General features: G+C 40.9%; 19 protein-coding genes. 6 read left to right on the top strand and 13 right to left on the bottom strand.

All coding sequences use genetic code 11. The features are described from left to right. The 4 genes from tsaB to rpmH all read right to left on the bottom strand — a co-directional run bounded on the left by tsaB (position 1) and on the right by rpmH (position 1550). On the bottom strand, positions 1 to 687 hold the full coding sequence (gene tsaB, locus AAGR14_RS06705; RefSeq protein WP_342647822.1) for a tRNA (adenosine(37)-N6)-threonylcarbamoyltransferase complex dimerization subunit type 1 TsaB: 687 nt from the start codon (positions 685 to 687) through the stop codon (positions 1 to 3). A 12-nt stretch (positions 688 to 699) separates the two neighbouring features. Continuing rightward, the gene (gene yidD / locus AAGR14_RS06700) at positions 700 to 942 is read right to left on the bottom strand and encodes a membrane protein insertion efficiency factor YidD (protein ID WP_342647821.1); all 243 of its coding nucleotides are present in this window, start codon (positions 940 to 942) and stop codon (positions 700 to 702) included. Next, positions 917 to 1318 carry a ribonuclease P protein component gene (locus tag AAGR14_RS06695; protein ID WP_342647820.1) on the bottom strand — a complete coding sequence of 134 codons (402 nt, stop codon included), beginning with the start codon at positions 1316 to 1318 and terminating at the stop codon, positions 917 to 919. The genes yidD and AAGR14_RS06695 overlap by 26 nt, the downstream gene beginning before the upstream one ends. A 73-nt stretch (positions 1319 to 1391) precedes the next feature. Continuing rightward, positions 1392 to 1550 carry a 50S ribosomal protein L34 gene (rpmH, locus tag AAGR14_RS06690; RefSeq protein WP_158827814.1) on the bottom strand — a complete coding sequence of 53 codons (159 nt, stop codon included), beginning with the start codon at positions 1548 to 1550 and terminating at the stop codon, positions 1392 to 1394. A gap of 138 nt (positions 1551 to 1688) precedes the next feature. Between rpmH and AAGR14_RS06685 the strand changes: the two genes are divergently transcribed. Next, entirely contained in the window at positions 1689 to 2555 is an 867-nt protein-coding gene (locus tag AAGR14_RS06685; RefSeq protein WP_342647819.1) for a ChaN family lipoprotein, read from the top strand. On the opposite strand, the gene mscL is transcribed toward AAGR14_RS06685, so the two are convergent. Beyond that, entirely contained in the window at positions 2552 to 2944 is a 393-nt protein-coding gene (gene mscL, locus AAGR14_RS06680) for a large-conductance mechanosensitive channel protein MscL (RefSeq protein WP_342647818.1), read from the bottom strand. The two genes, AAGR14_RS06685 and mscL, sit on opposite strands and share 4 nt — an antisense overlap. Positions 2945 to 3115: 171 nt before the next feature. On the opposite strand from mscL, the gene rpoN reads away from it, so the two are divergent. Further along, positions 3116 to 4591, top strand: a complete 1476-nt coding sequence (rpoN, locus tag AAGR14_RS06675; RefSeq protein WP_342647817.1) for an RNA polymerase factor sigma-54 — start codon at positions 3116 to 3118, stop codon at positions 4589 to 4591. A gap of 77 nt (positions 4592 to 4668) precedes the next feature. Here rpoN and AAGR14_RS06670 read toward each other — a convergent pair whose 3' ends face one another. Beyond that, positions 4669 to 4950: a hypothetical protein gene (locus AAGR14_RS06670; protein WP_342647816.1), complete on the bottom strand. Its 282-nt coding sequence runs from the start codon at positions 4948 to 4950 to the stop codon at positions 4669 to 4671. Between the two features lie 110 nt (positions 4951 to 5060). On the opposite strand from AAGR14_RS06670, the gene AAGR14_RS06665 reads away from it, so the two are divergent. Continuing rightward, positions 5061 to 5567 (top strand): DUF892 family protein, encoded by a 507-nt coding sequence (locus AAGR14_RS06665; RefSeq protein ID WP_342647815.1) that lies wholly within the window; start codon positions 5061 to 5063, stop codon positions 5565 to 5567. 58 nt (positions 5568 to 5625) lie between these two features. On the opposite strand, the gene AAGR14_RS06660 is transcribed toward AAGR14_RS06665, so the two are convergent. Further along, complete coding sequence (locus tag AAGR14_RS06660) at positions 5626 to 6000, bottom strand: YtxH domain-containing protein (protein WP_342647814.1); 375 nt, start codon at positions 5998 to 6000, stop codon at positions 5626 to 5628. 111 nt (positions 6001 to 6111) lie between these two features. Further along, positions 6112 to 7995, bottom strand: a complete 1884-nt coding sequence (locus tag AAGR14_RS06655; protein ID WP_342647813.1) for a PAS domain-containing sensor histidine kinase — start codon at positions 7993 to 7995, stop codon at positions 6112 to 6114. Between the two features lie 258 nt (positions 7996 to 8253). Here AAGR14_RS06655 and AAGR14_RS06650 point away from each other — a divergent pair, with 258 nt between their 5' ends. The 3 genes from AAGR14_RS06650 (at position 8254) to AAGR14_RS06640 (ending at position 12023) form a co-directional block, all read left to right on the top strand. Further along, positions 8254 to 10485: an ATP-binding protein gene (locus AAGR14_RS06650; protein WP_342647812.1), complete on the top strand. Its 2232-nt coding sequence runs from the start codon at positions 8254 to 8256 to the stop codon at positions 10483 to 10485. Further along, a complete protein-coding gene (locus tag AAGR14_RS06645) occupies positions 10485 to 10901 on the top strand; it encodes a response regulator (RefSeq protein ID WP_342647811.1) in 417 nt (138 codons plus the stop codon). Before AAGR14_RS06650 ends, AAGR14_RS06645 begins: the two co-directional genes overlap by 1 nt. Before the next feature lie 366 nt (positions 10902 to 11267). Continuing rightward, positions 11268 to 12023: an SRPBCC family protein gene (locus tag AAGR14_RS06640; protein WP_342647810.1), complete on the top strand. Its 756-nt coding sequence runs from the start codon at positions 11268 to 11270 to the stop codon at positions 12021 to 12023. Positions 12024 to 12100: 77 nt separating this feature from the next. On the opposite strand, the gene rplT is transcribed toward AAGR14_RS06640, so the two are convergent. The 5 genes from rplT to AAGR14_RS06615 all read right to left on the bottom strand — a co-directional run bounded on the left by rplT (position 12101) and on the right by AAGR14_RS06615 (position 16229). Beyond that, positions 12101 to 12445 (bottom strand): 50S ribosomal protein L20, encoded by a 345-nt coding sequence (rplT, locus tag AAGR14_RS06635; RefSeq protein ID WP_342647809.1) that lies wholly within the window; start codon positions 12443 to 12445, stop codon positions 12101 to 12103. A gap of 77 nt (positions 12446 to 12522) precedes the next feature. After that, positions 12523 to 12723 carry a 50S ribosomal protein L35 gene (rpmI, locus tag AAGR14_RS06630; protein ID WP_090525627.1) on the bottom strand — a complete coding sequence of 67 codons (201 nt, stop codon included), beginning with the start codon at positions 12721 to 12723 and terminating at the stop codon, positions 12523 to 12525. A gap of 75 nt (positions 12724 to 12798) precedes the next feature. Beyond that, entirely contained in the window at positions 12799 to 13365 is a 567-nt protein-coding gene (infC, locus tag AAGR14_RS06625; protein WP_342647808.1) for a translation initiation factor IF-3, read from the bottom strand. 1 nt (position 13366) lies between these two features. Continuing rightward, a complete protein-coding gene (thrS, locus tag AAGR14_RS06620; protein ID WP_342647807.1) occupies positions 13367 to 15292 on the bottom strand; it encodes a threonine--tRNA ligase in 1926 nt (641 codons plus the stop codon). Between the two features lie 208 nt (positions 15293 to 15500). Further along, positions 15501 to 16229 (bottom strand): (Fe-S)-binding protein, encoded by a 729-nt coding sequence (locus AAGR14_RS06615; protein ID WP_342647806.1) that lies wholly within the window; start codon positions 16227 to 16229, stop codon positions 15501 to 15503. Positions 16230 to 16234 lie beyond the last annotated feature (5 nt).

The following is a 16234-nucleotide window of genomic DNA, read 5'->3' as shown; positions in this document are numbered from 1 at the left end:
TTAACGCGCTTTTTTACCGGCTATAAAATCTTTTAAATAAAAAGGCTCAAAGTACGCCACATCTTCTAATATTGATGCATCAAATTTTTTTTGTGCGGTTGCCGCCAAATGAGCAGCAGAATTAACAAATCCGGTATCGAATTGTACATTAGGATGTTGCTCCAACAGTGCTCTGCATTTTTCGGCACCATCGCCAAAAAACAAAACAGCGTTGTTTTGTAAGATATCTGCAAAGCTATGTTCGTCAATAATCTCGGCCGACGTTGGCCTGAGCCGATTACCCTTGGCATCAAACAAGGCGGTGTAAACCTCCATACGGCGGGCATCAATCATAGGGCATAGCAAGATATCACTACTGTCAGCAATCTTTGCCACCATACCATCCGCCATAGCCTGCATAGTTTCTATTCCAATCAGTGGTTTATCTAACGCAAAACATAAGCCTTTAGCAGTCGATACCCCTATCCGTAAACCAGTATATGACCCGGGTCCGCTGCTTACTGCAACCGCGTCCAAATCATTGTAGGTTTTGCCGCCTGTGCTAAACAGTTCCTCAATAAAAACGGTGATTACCTCCGCATGAATGTTTCGCTCATTCAGCTCCTTAATTGCCAATACCTGCCCTTGCTGCACTAACGCAACCGAACATGATGTTGTAGCCGTTTCTATTAAAAGCAGTAAACTCATGGTTTTAATAAATTAAGGTACCGGATCGTGCCCATGCCCTCCCCAGGGATTGCAACGGCCAATGCGTTTTAAAGTTAGCCATCCACCTTTAAACGGCCCATACTTGCGTATAGCCTCAACACCATATTGCGAGCAAGTAGGCGTGTACCTACACGATGAAGGCAAAATTGGCGATATAACAGTTTGATAGACTTTGATGAGCAATAAAAACAAATTGCCCAGCGCCTTTTTAAACCACTTTAACATGGCTTGCATTAACTTGTTCGCAGGTTTGCAGCAAAAGCTTAACCATCTTTTTATCCATAAACTTAAAATCGGTTATTTCTTTACCAATATAGTTTATAGAAAGTACCAACTGCTGGTTTTGTTGTTGCAAAGGCAGATACAATAGTTTCTCCTTATGTAAACGATAAGTTTCGCGCATGCGTCGTTTAATCAGGTTGCGGTCAACTGCCCGGCGATACCTTTTTTTAGATACCCCAAAAACCACTTGCACAGTAGCTGGCAGCATTGCCTCGACCGGCATCCACGATACCCGGAACGGATAACACAAAAAGGAAGAGCCGCTACGAAAAAGCTTTTCTAAAAGCTTTTTATTACATAGCCGCTCTTCCTTTTTAAAAGTATACATATTGCTTAAATGGTTAACCGGAAAATCAGATAATTACGGCACCAGCCCCGTCTATTGGGCTAAGCAACCTGTATTATGCTTTATGACGACGCTCGTCAGATACTGATAATCTTTTTCTGCCTTTAGCTCTTCTTGCAGCTAAAATTCTTCTGCCGTTAGCAGTTGCCATGCGCTCACGGAAGCCGTGTTTGTTTCTTCTTTTACGTTGAGACGGCTGAAACGTTCTTTTCATGATTGTTATATTGTAATTCGTTAATATCCTAAAAACGGGAGCGCAAATTTAGTGTTTATATTTCAGTTTTCAAATATAAATATTACTATTTACGTTTATGGTTTTAAGCCTGTAAATTACCCGCTTAAACGCTTTGTAATGAAACTAACACTTTTTTGCTCGCTGCTGTTGCTGCCCTTTATGACACTTGCACAGGATAGTTACAAGGTTTACAGCACTGCTTCTCAAAAACAAGTATCGGTTGATGATATCATCAGTAACATGAGCAAAGCAGATGTATTGTTTTATGGCGAAGAGCATAACGATTCGGTTGGTCATACCATTGAACTGTATTTGCTTAACAAGCTAATTCAAAAGTATCCAAAAAAAGCAGCACTATCTTTAGAGATGTTTGAAACGGATACTCAGCCTATTCTGAATGAATATCTTAACGGACTAATCCGCGAAAAAAATCTGATCAGCGATGCCCGTGCCTGGCCAAATTATAAAGATTACCGGCCAATGGTAGAACTAGCTAAAGAAAAAAGCATTCCAGTAATTGCCGCTAATGCACCCGGCAGATATGTTAATCGTGTTACACGCCTAGGCTTAAACAGCCTGCAACAGTTGGATGTTACAGCAAAAAGCTGGCTCCCACCCCTACCCATTGACACGGCGACAGGCGCTTATTACCAAAAATTTGTTGACATTATGGGCGGACATGCCGGTATGGGTGGCATGCAAATTTATCAGTCGCAAAACCTTTGGGATGCTACCATGGGATGGTCTGTTGCAAAGTATCTCAAAGACCATCCCGGCAGTAAAGTATTACAGATTAACGGTGGCTTTCATAGCGAAGATAAACTGGGCGCTGCCGCTCAGTTAAAAAAATACGCATCTAAAGCTTCGATTATTAATGTAGCTGTTTTTGCTGTTGATGACTATAATCATATTGACTGGAGCAAGTACAGCAAAAACAACGATTACATTATTGTAACCAATGGCCACCTGGCTAAAAGTTTTTAACGCGCGCGGTTAGCAAGCAAGTCCCTAATCTCGGTTAGTAAAACTTCTTCGTTAGTAGGCACCGGCACCACGGTAGGTGCAACAGCTTCTTTTTTCTTAAAGCGGTTAATGGCTTTAATAAACATGAATAAAGCTAAAGCCACAATGATAAAAGAAATAATTTGCGACAAAAAGTTACCATACTTTATAGCCGTACCCGGAATGACCAACTGACTGAGATTGGAAAGATTAGCGGCCTTAAGTGCTGGCGTTAGCAAAGCCGGGGTGATGATATCATCTACCAACGAACTAACAATTTTACCAAAGGCAGCACCAATAACTACGGCTACAGCCAAATCAAGTACATTGCCTTTAATAGCAAACTCTTTAAATTCTTTTATAAACGACATATTAAGATAGGTTTAATGTATTTAGCTAAAAATACATTAAAGCTGTATACTTTTAAAAAGTTTTATCGTATAAAAACAAAAACTTTTATTAAGCATTTAACCCATTACTTAATCATCGTTACTTATTGCTTAATACGGGCCATTGATGTATTTTTGGCGTACCCTTGATATATGTTAAAACAGAATCTTCAACAAAAATTATTACAAAAGCTTTCACCCCAACAAATACAATTCATAAAGTTGTTGCAGGTACCTACAGTTTCTCTTGATACCCGCATTAAAGAGGAGTTGGAAGAAAATCCTGCGCTTGAAGATTTAAGCTTGACCAATATGACGGAGCCGGAAGAACAGTATCCGGACCGCGACCCGGATGATGATTATTCTTCGAGCGAGGAGCATAATAATGAGTACGATGAGTTTAACATTGATGATTACCTGCAGGAAGATAATGTAAATGAATATGGCTCGCGATACGACCAAAACGGCGACGATGAAGAAGAGCGTAAGGAAATGCCCATTGCCATTCAGAGTTCGTTTTTCGAAAACCTGCAATCGCAACTGGATTTAGTACCACTCAGTGATAAAGATTTTCGGATAGGCCAGCAAATCATCGGTAGTTTAGATGATGATGGTTACCTGCGCCGCCCTATTATGTCACTTACCGACGATTTGGCCTTCTCACAAAACGTGATGGCCGAAGACGAAGAAGTGGAAGAAATGCTTAAAGTAATACAGTCTTTTGATCCGCCGGGTGTGGGTGCACGCAGTTTACAGGAATGTTTATTGATCCAGTTACGCCGGAAAGATATAACCGATCCGATTATTAAAAAAGCTGTATTAGTAGTTGAAGATTACCTGGAAGAATTTACCCGTAAACATTATGACAAGCTTGAAAAGTCTTTAAACCTAAACTCCATTGAGTTGCGTGGTGTTGTTAATGAAATACTAAAGCTTAACCCTAAACCGGGCGACTCTAACGAGGTAAGTACTAAACAGCATCAGGTTATTCCCGATTTTCACATCAGCAATAATGATGGTGTGCTGATTTTAACGCTAAACGCAAAAAACGCGCCCGAACTGCGGGTGAGCCGCTCTTACCAGGAAATGTTTGAGCATTATGATAAGGCCTCCCAACGGGACAGAAAGATGAAAGAGGCTGTACAGTTTGTAAAGCAAAAGCTCGACTCGGCTAAATGGTTTATTGATGCTATTAAGCAGCGCCAGCAAACGCTACTTAAAACCATGAATGCCATTATGCAGTACCAATATGAGTTTTTTCTCACCGGCGATGAGAAGAACCTGAGACCCATGATTTTGAAAGATATTGCCGACCGTATTGGCATGGATATATCAACTGTTTCACGTGTAGCTAACTCCAAGTATGTACAAACAGAGCATGGCACTTACCTGCTTAAATCTTTCTTCTCAGAAGCTATTCAAACCGAAAGCGGCGAAGAGGTATCAAACAAAGAAGTGAAAAAGATACTGGAAGAGTGTATTGGTGGCGAAGACAAACGCCATCCGTTGGCCGACGAAAAGCTTACCGAAATCTTAAAAGAGCGAGGCTATAATATTGCCCGCCGTACAGTGGCCAAATACCGCGAGCAAATGAACATTCCGGTAGCACGATTAAGAAAAGAGCTTTAATAAAAGCTTTAATCAAGGTAAAAAGGCCGCTTAGTTGATGAAATATGCAACTAAGCGGCCTTTTTGCATTAACGCTATTAAAAATCTTCTGGTCGGGCGCTTTGTATACCGGTACCAATGCGTTCAACCAGCTCATCGTCGAGCGTACCATCCTGCTGCTCCCAACATTCAACCTCTTTGCAAGTATGCACCAGTGTACATAAATGCTCATTGTTTGAAACCACAATATAGGCTTCGTTACAGGGTATTACCAGCATACTTGATAGCTCACCTGTATCATAAAAGTCTACTTCTATATGAAATGCGCCCTCTTTGTCAGGCTCATAAAAATCTAAATCGTCAAAATTATCTTCTTGCATAGTAATAATAATTACAATCAAGATTTACGATAGTTTGTTATAAAGCTGCGTCAGATTGTTGGGTTTAACGCTAATGATCTGACTTAATATAATAAAACCACTCATACTATATGGAAGCAACCACCTTACAGTCTGCAAGTCCGGAAGTGCTTAAACAGCACTTTATACACCATTTAAACAGGGTTTACTTTGGCAAAAAGTATGTTAAAGAACATTTGCCCAATCTAATAGAACTTGCCACCTTCAAAAAACTAAAACAAGGTATTGAAGAAACCTGGATTGATATTAGAAATCAGGTACAACGGCTGGAGAATATCTATCAGCTATTAGATTTAGAGCCAGCCAGAGAAAACTGCGTGCCTATTATTGCTGTTTTTAAGGATGCCTTTGAACCACAAGATTACGGTACTGACAATTACTTGCTTAACGACATTGATATTATATTGTATTTACAATTACTTGAGCATATAAACCTGACCTCATACCGCATGCTTAAAGTTTTGGCAGCGGCCTTAAATTATAAAGAGGCAGAACAAATGCTGTTAGAAAGTTTTGATGAAGCTTCGGATAATGACAAGCTGTTTTTAATGATAGCCGACGAGTATGTAAAGCGTTAAAAACAAAATGCCTTTGGCTTATGGCCAAAGGCATTTCATATTAATTAGCACAATATAATTATGCGCTCTGTATTGAGCTGTTTAAATCGTTTGATTCGCTTTTAACAGCCGATTTCGCGTTATCATAGCCCTGATTTGCATATGATTTTGCATCATCAAGTTTATCCTGAGCTTCATCTTTATAATCAGATAAAGTGCTTGCTACACCGTTAAATTTGGTTTTAGCTTTATCAACCAAAGTGTTGCCGTATTCTTTCAAATCGTCAGCAGTTATTTGTGCTTTGTCTTTTGTTTTGTCAATTAAATCGTTCACATAATCAGCAATATCTTCTCTAAGTTCAGAGCCGCTTTCTGGAGCCAACAATAAACCTATAGCTGCACCTGCCGCAGCACCTACTAAAAGTGCTGCAATAATTTTGGTTTGATCTTTCATAGTTAATATCCTTTACAGTAGATGATTTGGTTACATAACAGTAATTTAATCCATACTGTTTACACAAATTACAAATAATTTGAATTCGGGTATAATAATGAGTTGGGCAACTCAATTTTGCGTTAAATCTTTGTATAGTGGCAGTGTAAAATAAAATACCGAGCCATTACCTTTTTCGCTTTCTACCCAAACGTTTCCGCCATGCCTCCGTACAATTTCGGCAGCAACATATAAGCCAATACCAAAACCCGAAAATGTTTGTTCGTTACGACCTTCTACTCTGTAAAAGCGATTAAATACTTTGGCTTGCTCTTCGGGGTTGATACCGATACCATAATCACGAACACCAACGGTTACAGCTTGGTCATCTACACTTACCGATACATCAACCCGGTCACTATCCGGCGAGTATTTGATAGCATTAGTCAAAAAGTTAGTAATTACCTGTGCAATGCGGTCACGGTCGGCATAAACAGCAAGCGGCCCCACAGTGGTATACAAAATATCATGCTGCGTAGCGGTATGCTGCACTTCGTCTACCGTTTCTTTAATCAGATCATGCAAATCAAATTCAAAGCTGCATAAGCTTAACCTGCCACTTTCCATTTTCGAAACATCCAGTAAATCTGTAATTAAACGGGTGAGTTTATTAATCTGCTTGTTTACCGTATTTAATGAGCGCAGCAAAAACTCATCGTCTGATTTTTTACTATAAATAGTAAGCAGCAATTGCACGTATGCTTTAATAGATGTTATAGGTGTTTTTAATTCATGACTTGCCATACCGATAAAATCATTCTTAATCAGCTCGTGCTCCTTCATTTCAGTAATATCCATACCCGAGCCAATGTAGCCCTCAAACGTGCCATCAGGGCCAATGCGCGGTATCCCCTTCATGCCAATCCAACGGTATTTATCATTGCGATTGCGCATACGGTACTCCAGATAAAACTCCTGGCGGGTATCAAATGCCTGTATATAGCCATTAACTATCATGGCCTGATCGTCGGGGTGCAATAAATCATCGTGCAAATGGCCAATATTGCCTACCAACTGATTAACGCCGGCAAACTCAGTCCAGCTTTTATTTACAAATGTAATTTGCTTATCAGTACCGGTCATCCATATTAGAACAGGTGCCGAATCGGCAATGTTGCGAAAGCGCTCTTCGCTGTCACGCAATAATTGCTCGGTCTTTTTCCGCTCTGTAATATCCATACACGAGCCTACGTAACCGGCAAAATCGCCATTAATGGTGTAGCGTGGTTTACCTGTAGCGGCTACCCATTGCAAGCTCTTGTCTTTGCGCAATACCCTAAAATCAACATGAAATTGGCTCTTGTGATTAATATCCCTGATAAAACTACTAATCACCCTCTCACGATCTTCGGGCACCACAAAATCAATCCATCCCCGGCCTAAATGGGCCTTAAAAGGCCTGCCGGTCCAATCCAGCCAGGTTTGATTTACAAAGATGATATTGCCTTTGGTATCAACGGTCCATAAAGCAGTCCCGGCGGCATCGGTAATATCTTTAAATAGCAATTGCCGCTCGGCCAACTGTTGGTGTGCATTAGTTTTGGCTGTTACATCAAGCCCCATAATAATTACCCCGACAATTACACCTGATTCATTTCGGTAAGGAGAGTACACCAAGTCAAAATAGCGTTGTTCGGCTTTACCATCATCATTCCAGTCGGCTATAGAGGCGTAATTATGTTGGTGAAAAGGCCGGCCGGTATCAAACACACCTTCAACCATTTCGAAAACGCCGTTTGCTTCCTGATGAGGCCAAGCTATACGCATGGGCTGATGTAACTGGTTTGGCCCTCCCCATAATTTTTGAAACTGTGGGTTGTGCACGTCACATAAGCCATCACGGCCACGCAGCAAAGCTATGGGTCCGGGCGCCTCCATCAGTAAATGAAAAAGCTGCCCGTTAAATTGGCTTGAGCCTCCGGCTAAATCACCGGTATCTTCATTTTGCGACTGCATAAGTGAGAAGAAAAACTAATCTCACTATTTAAATATTAATAGCAAAATTTATTACTGATTAATTATTAAATTAACGCATACCGCAGCTAATCTTATATAAAGCAGCAAGTCAAACTCAAAACAAATCACAAAAAGCAAATGTATTTACTACTTTTACAATGGAAGCTCCTGTTTATTAATTAGCAGCAACCATTGCAAATTAACAAGAGTTGGCGCTTATTTAAATAAGATGCTTTACAATACTGTGAAATTTAAGATATGACAGATTACCAGGTAGATTTAACGAACTGTGACAGAGAGCCGATACACATTCCGGGTAAAGTACAGGCACATGGCTTTTTGATAGCAGTAGATAACCAATTTGTCATTAGTTATGCCAGCGAAAATGTTTCGGCATTTTTATCTGCACAAGCTACAGATTTATTAGGCAAAAAGGTATCAGCCCTCGAAACGCTGCTATTGCAGGAAGAGGAAACCGGTTTTATAAGTCAGTTACTTTTATTAGGGCGCCATACCAAGAGTTTTGAAACGATTAACCCTTACAAAGTTGTTATTAACGGTACTGATTATAACCTGATCCTTTCGCAAACTGGACCCTATTTTTTATTAGAATTTGAGCCTGACAGTACTGCAACTGAAGTTGACATTCATAAAACGATAGGCCGTTCGGTATCAGAAATGCTGGCAGGTAAGCATCTGAAGCAACTCCTTGACAACGCTGCACACCAGGTTAAACAGTTAATTGGCTACGACCGGATTATGATTTATAAGTTTTTAGATGACGGCCACGGCGAAGTAATCGCCGAGTTTAAAGAAGATCATCTGGAACCTTTTTTAGGCTTGCATTACCCGGCAACCGATATTCCAAAACAAGCTCGCGAACTTTACAAAAAGAATTTAACCAGAATTATTACTGATGTAAATGCGGGGTCGTCGCCTATTTTAGCACTGGCAGCACATGATGAACAAACGCCTTTAGATTTAACCTGCTCTACCTTGCGTGCGGTCTCTCCAATCCATATTCAATACCTAAAAAATATGGGGGTGGCCTCCAGCTTTAGCATCTCACTGATGTATCGCGAGGAGTTGTGGGGACTAATTGCTTGTCATAACTATTCGCCCCGATTTATTAATTATAAAGCGCGAGAAGCCTCTAAACTGATTGGCCAGATTATCTCTTCGGCATTAGAGTATAAGCAGGATGAAGCTAATACTCAAAAAAACGACCAGTTTAAGGCAGCATATAATGAATTGTCAGATCTGTTGCGAAAGGGTGGTGATATTGGCGAGGCTATTACACAACACGAAACTAACATTTTAAGTGTTACTGATGCCACCGGAGCCGTTTTAGTATATGAAGACAAGATGGTTGCGCTTGGCAAAACGCCTGAAAAAGCTGAGCTGGAGGACTTGGTGAATTGGTTGAAAAAAAATATGGAAGACCGTATTTATTACACCCACCAGCTTCCTGATGTTTACCATCCCGCTAAAACCTTCAGCGGTGCGGCCAGCGGTATTTTAGCTTGCACACTCTCTAAAGAAATGGGCGAACTGATTGCTTGGTTTAAGCCCGAACAAATAGCAACCATTAATTGGGCAGGCAACCCGAACAAGCCTGTAGAGGTTGATGAATATGGTTTGGTGAGCCTAAGTCCGCGCCGGTCATTCGACCTTTGGCAGGAAAAGGTACAAAACAGTTCTGAACGCTGGACGCGCGAAGAAATATCAAATGTGCTTAGGCTACGTGACGAGGTAGTTTTTGCTATCAACCGCCAGGCTAACGAGATAAGGTTGTTAAATGAAAAGCTGAAACAGGCTTACGAAGAGCTTGACACGTTTAGTTTTACTATATCGCACGATTTACGGACGCCCTTATCTACCATTAAAAACTACTCTGAGCTACTTTTAGAAGCTAATAAAAGTTTAGATGATGACGCCAGGCGCATTTTACAAAAGGTAATTGCAGGTGCAGATAAGCTTAATTTTTTGATTAAGGAAGTATTGAATTACTCAAGAGTTGGCCGGTTGGATGTAGAATACACCGATATCAATACGAAGACAATGATTGAAGAGATCAAAAATGATCTCGTTGTAGCTTTACATATTGGCAACCTGCAGTTTGAAATTGGTGATACCCCGCTGCTTTATGGCGATCAAACTATGGTGACACAGGTTTTCACCAATCTATTGAATAACGCTATAAAATATTCGGCTAAATCAAACCCTCCAAAGGTACGTGTTGAGGGTAGGGAAACCGCTACAGAGGTTATTTACTCGATTAGTGATAATGGCATTGGTATAGACCTGAATTATTATAACCGTATATTTGACTTATTTAAGCGGATGGATAACGTGCGAGGCTACGAAGGCACTGGCGTTGGTCTTGCCATTGTTAAACGCATTATAGAGAAGCATAATGCCCGCATTTGGGTAGAAAGCGAACTTGGAGTTGGCACAATATTTTATATAGCATTTAAAAGGAATGTGTAATGGCAATACCCGATATATTATATGTTGAAGATAACTACGACTATGTTGACGTTGTTGAGCGCGCCATTGGACAAATAGATGATACTACCGTTTTACGTAGTATTGACGATGGTGCGTTAGCTTTGGATACCTTAGAAAAGCTGGCCGAAGATAAAACCAAGCCAAAACTCATTCTGTTAGACTTAAATTTACCAGGCTTATCAGGCTTAGACCTACTAAGAAAAATCAAAGAGACACAGGCGCTCCGGTATGTACCTATTATTATGTTTTCAACGTCTGATAACCCCAAAGATATTCGCTCATCATTGGAGTTTGGAGCAAATGCTTATGTGACTAAACCATTGGGATATGCCAACCTAGTAAAATGCCTAAGTGCTATGCACAGCTTTTGGTTAAAAACTAATTGCGTGGCCTAATATCATATTTAAGAAAAAAATGTTTAGAAGCCACCATTAATAGGTGGCTTTTTGTTTGCTGTCCACCAGCAGATAATCCTGTTCCACGCATTTTAATTTGCGGCAGTTAGCCATTTCAACGGCGGAATTATAAAGTCAAAAAGTCTCTTGTAACTGCCGACACATTGTACACTATATTCTACAGTGACTAAAACGTAATACAAATTATCCTTTGTTTTAGCAGCTGAATTAAGGAAAAATCATTTAAGTTGAAATAATCTGAAGGCTCTTTACACTTAACTTTTCACGCCTTTATTGTGTTAATTTAAAATCAATAAAACTTAGCAAGAGTTAACATGTTTAAATAAAACCTATAAAAACATGATTATGGCAACTACTGCATTAGAAAAAAAACCGTTGATAGAGGGATTGACCGATGGAGCCATCAATTTAGAATGGCCTGAACGTTACATATCCATAGCTGCTGGCGTAAAAATTTCGCTTTCGGGCTTAAAAAATATTTTCTCCAGTCCTTTTAGCAGCATTTTAAAAGTGGGTGCAGGTGGCTACCTGATTACCCGCGGTATTACCGGCCATTGCGAGTTATACACTCAAATGGGTAAAAACAGCACTGAGCCGGTTAACGTAAACATCCGCTCATCATTCACCATAAATAAGCCCCGTCAAGCGGTGTATGACTTTTGGCGACAATTAGATAACCTGCCTAAGTTTATGAGCCACCTGCAAAGCGTAGAGGTGATTGATAATAAGCGTTCGCACTGGGTACTAAAACTACCTGTTGATATAGCAAAAGTAAGCTGGGATGCCGAGATTGTTAATGACGAGCCGGGTTACGCTATTGGATGGAGTTCATTACCGGGATCAACTATTGATAACGCAGGTAAAGTACGTTTCAAAGATGCCGAGGGTGGCCAAGGCACTATTGTGGATGTTGTAATTAGCTATACCCCGCCAGCAGGTGGCGTAGGTACCGCTTTAGGTAATGTGTTAAACCCATTATTTAAAAAGATGGTAGACGATGATGTCCGCAACTTTAAACAGTATATGGACATTGAGGGTACCGAAAACACGTTAGAAGCCACCAAAGCAGATCATGCGCATGCTCAAAGTGCCATTATATAAGCAATTAAAAGCATAAATAAAAAGCCCTGGTCATTATGACCAGGGCTTTTTATTTATGCTTTTATATAAAAGGCAGCTTACTTAATGGCATCAACCACAGCTTTAAAAGCTTCTGGGTGATTCATTGCTAAGTCGGCTAATACTTTGCGATTTAAGCCAATTTCGCTGGCGTTTAATTTACCCATTAATTGTGAGTAAGAAATACCATGCTGACGGGCACCAGCGTTAATACGCTGAATCCATAAAGCACGAAACTCTCTTTTTTTGGTTTTACGGTCGCGGTACGCGTACTGTAAACCCTTTTCAACGGTGTTTTTTGCAATGGTGTAAACCTTGCTGCGTGAACCATAGTAACCTTTTGCAAGGTTCATGATTTTTTTCCGGCGTCTTCTCGACGCTACTGCGTTAACTGAACGTGGCATTTTTTTGCTTGTTTGGTAGTGAGTGTTCCGTAAGCCGGAATCTTATGTACTCTAATACCTGGTTAAAAATTAATGAATTACTTTCCGATACAAAGCATACGTTTAACGTTACCCATATCAGCATCAGATACTAAACTGGTCTGACCTAAGGCACGCTTACGTTTGGTTGACATCTTGGTTAAGATGTGGCTTTTGTATGCGTTTTTTCTGGCAATTTTACCGGTTCCAGTAAGCTTAAAACGCTTTTTAGCACTGGAATTGGTCTTCATTTTTGGCATAACACTTATTTATTTAATTTCTACGCTTCAACAGCGTATTATCTTCATCAGCTTATCAGCTGTTGTTTTGTCAACTTACTTTTTAGCAGCTTTTGGCCCAACAATCAAAAACATACGCTTGCCTTCCAGCTTTGGTAATTGCTCAACCTTGCCTACTTCTTCTAAGGCTTGTGCAAATTTTAATAATAAAATCTCACCCTGCTCCTTGTAAACAATTGCACGGCCTTTAAAGTGAACGTAAGCACGAACCTTTTCACCGTCTTCCAGGAAGCTTATGGCATGCTTCAATTTAAAATTGAAATCATGATCATCAGTGTTTGGTCCGAAACGGATCTCTTTAATTACCGTTTGCTTGGCATTACTCTTAATTTCCTTAAGCTTCTTTTTTTGCTCGTAAATAAACTTATTATAGTCTATCACACGACAAACCGGCGGAACTGCGTTAGGAGATATTTCAACCAGGTCTAACTCCTGCTCCTGTGCCATAGCCAAAGCCTCACGGGTTGGGTACACTCCCTGCTCTACGTTGTCGCCTACAAGACGCACTTCCGGAGCTTTGATGAAGTTATTAATGTTGTGCTCTGCTTCCTTTTTCTTAAAAGGAGGCCGAGGCCCTCTGTTGAACGGTCTTCCTAATGCCAAGTTATATGGTTATTTCTGTTACTAATTGTTGTCTAAAATCTTCAATACTCAAACTTCCCAAATCGCCTACACCGTGTTTTCGAACAGAAATCGTGCCATCGGCAGCTTCTTTTTCGCCCACAATAAGCATGTAAGGGATCTTTTTGACTTCAGCATCACGTATCTTTCTTCCTATTTTTTCGTCTCTAAAGTCAATCAGCCCGCGAATATCGGAATTATTTAACATTTGTAAAAGTTTTTTTGCATAATCCTCATACTTTTCGGATATAGGCAAAATTACATACTGCTCGGGTGACAGCCACAGCGGGAAGTTACCTGCACAATGTTCAATCAAAACAGCTACAAATCTTTCTAATGAACCAAATGGCGCACGGTGAATCATTACCGGGCGATGCTTCTGGTTGTCGCTGCCGGTATATTCCAGCTCAAAACGTTCGGGCAAGTTATAATCTACTTGTATTGTACCTAACTGCCACTTACGACCTAAAGCGTCTTTTACCATAAAATCGAGCTTAGGACCATAGAATGCAGCTTCGCCATATTCTATCACAGTTGGCAGCCCCTTTTCAGTAGCAGCTTCAATGATGGCACTTTCTGCCAGTTGCCAGTTTTCGTCGGTACCGATGTATTTGGTTTTATTTTCGGGGTCGCGCAGGGATACCTGTGCAGTATAATCTTCAAAACCCAAGGCTTTAAACACGTATAATACCAGGTCAATTACCTTTTTAAATTCCTCTTTTACCTGGTCGGGGCGGCAAAATAAGTGAGCATCATCTTGTGTAAAGCCACGTACCCGGGTTAAGCCATGCAACTCACCACTTTGCTCGTAACGGTAAACGGTACCAAATTCGGCAAAACGCACCGGCAAGTCTTTATAAGAGCGCGGCTTGGTTTTGTAAATTTCGCAGTGGTGAGGGCAGTTCATTGGCTTCAGGAAAAACTCCTCCCCTTCTTGCGGAGTTTGAATCGGCTGAAAGCTATCTTTACCATATTTTTCGTAATGGCCGGATGTTACGTACAGGTTTTTATGTCCAATGTGTGGTGTAATCACCTGCTCATACCCTGCAGATACCTGTGCACGCTGTAAAAAGTTCACCAAACGTTCGCGCAAGGCGGTACCTTTAGGCAACCACAACGGTAAACCCATACCTACTTTCTCGGAGAAAGCAAATAGCTCCAGTTCTTTACCCAGTTTGCGGTGGTCGCGTTTCTTGGCCTCTTCCAGTATGCGCAAATATTCGGTTAACTCACCTTGTTTAGGGAAGGTAACTGCATAAATACGGGTAAGCTGCTTACGGCTTTCGTCGCCGCGCCAGTAGGCGCCGGCTACGTTCATCAGCTTCACGGCTTTAACAAAGCCAGTGTTAGGAATATGCGGACCGCGGCATAAATCGGTAAAGTTACCCTGGCTATAAAAAGTAATCGAGCCATCGGGCAAATCTTTAATTAAATCCAGTTTGTATTCGTCGCCTTTCTCGGTAAAGTACTCAGTGGCTTCGGCTTTGCTGACTGGTTTGCGGATATATTCGGATTTGGCTTTAGCCAGTTCCAGCATTTTGTCCTCAATCTGCTTAAAATCATCTTGAGAAAAGGTGCGGTCGCCAAAATCCACATCGTAATAAAAGCCGGTTTCGATAGCCGGACCGATACCAAACTTTGTACCCGGATAAAGCGCTTCTAAGGCCTCGGCCATCAAGTGGGCCGACGAATGCCAAAAAGTAGACTTACCTTGAACGTCGTTCCACGTTAAGAGTTTTACGCTGGCATCATGTTCAATAGGGCGGGTGGCATCCCATACCGTACCATCAACTTCGGCAGCTAAAACATTACGTGCCAGGCCCTCAGATATAGATTGTGCAATTTGCATAGAGGTGATTCCTTTATCGTAATCACGAACGGAACCATCAGGAAGTGTAATTTTAATCATCTACAACTATGATTCGGCTTTTACACGCTTGGCGCATGCCAAAAGTGTTAAAACCAGTGTTAAAAGTTTATTTTATACAATCACCTACAAGAGTGATTTTACTGTTAAGTACAAAAATAAGATAATTTATTTGAAGAGCAGGTTTTGCCCTGTACAGAATTTATGCACAGCCATCAGTTGTTAAGATGCTGAGAGCAAAGTTTGACAATTAAACATTTCCCCAGCCATGCGCCAGCACATCGGCCAAATGCATTGTTTTAATAGGCAGTTGATTTTTGTCGATGTAGCTCTGCAAATGCAACAGGCACGATGAATCGGTAGAGATGATGTAATCGGCATTGGCAGCCATCGCATTGTCTACCTTTTGCTGCGCCATGGCACTCGATATAGCGTCAAATTTAACAGCAAAGGTGCCGCCAAAGCCACAGCAGGTTTCGTTATCCTTAAGCTCCACTAACTCTAAGCCATAAACTTTAGAGAGTAATTGTCTGGGCTCGCGTTTTATTTTACACTCGCGTAAACCAGCACAACTATCATGATAAACAGCACGGCCTTCCAGCTCGGCGCCAAAATGATCTACCTGTAAAATATTTACTAAAAAATCAGACAGCTCATAGATGTTGCTTTGTATGGCCCGGCATTTATTGTGCGCAGTGGTATTAGTAAACAAGTCATTGTAATAGTTGCGAACCATACCTGTACACGACGCCGATGGCGTAACAATAATATCGTCGTCAAAAAAGGTATTTAAAAATTTGCCTCCTACAGCTTTGGCATCGTCCCAAAAACCGGCATTAAAAGCAGGCTGACCACAACAGGTTTGTTCCGGATTATAGCCTACCTCGCAGCCTGCCTTTTGTAGCACTTGTAGTGTACTGAAAGCAGTATCTGGGTACAACTGGTCTATAAAACACGGAACAAATAATTCAACTTTCATAATTT

The sequence above is a fragment of the Mucilaginibacter sp. CSA2-8R genome (assembly GCF_038806765.1).
In the GTDB taxonomy this organism is placed as follows: Bacteria; Bacteroidota; Bacteroidia; order Sphingobacteriales; family Sphingobacteriaceae; genus Mucilaginibacter.
Note: the sequence above shows the minus strand (reverse complement) of the source record. Positions and strands in the feature narration are given on the sequence as shown.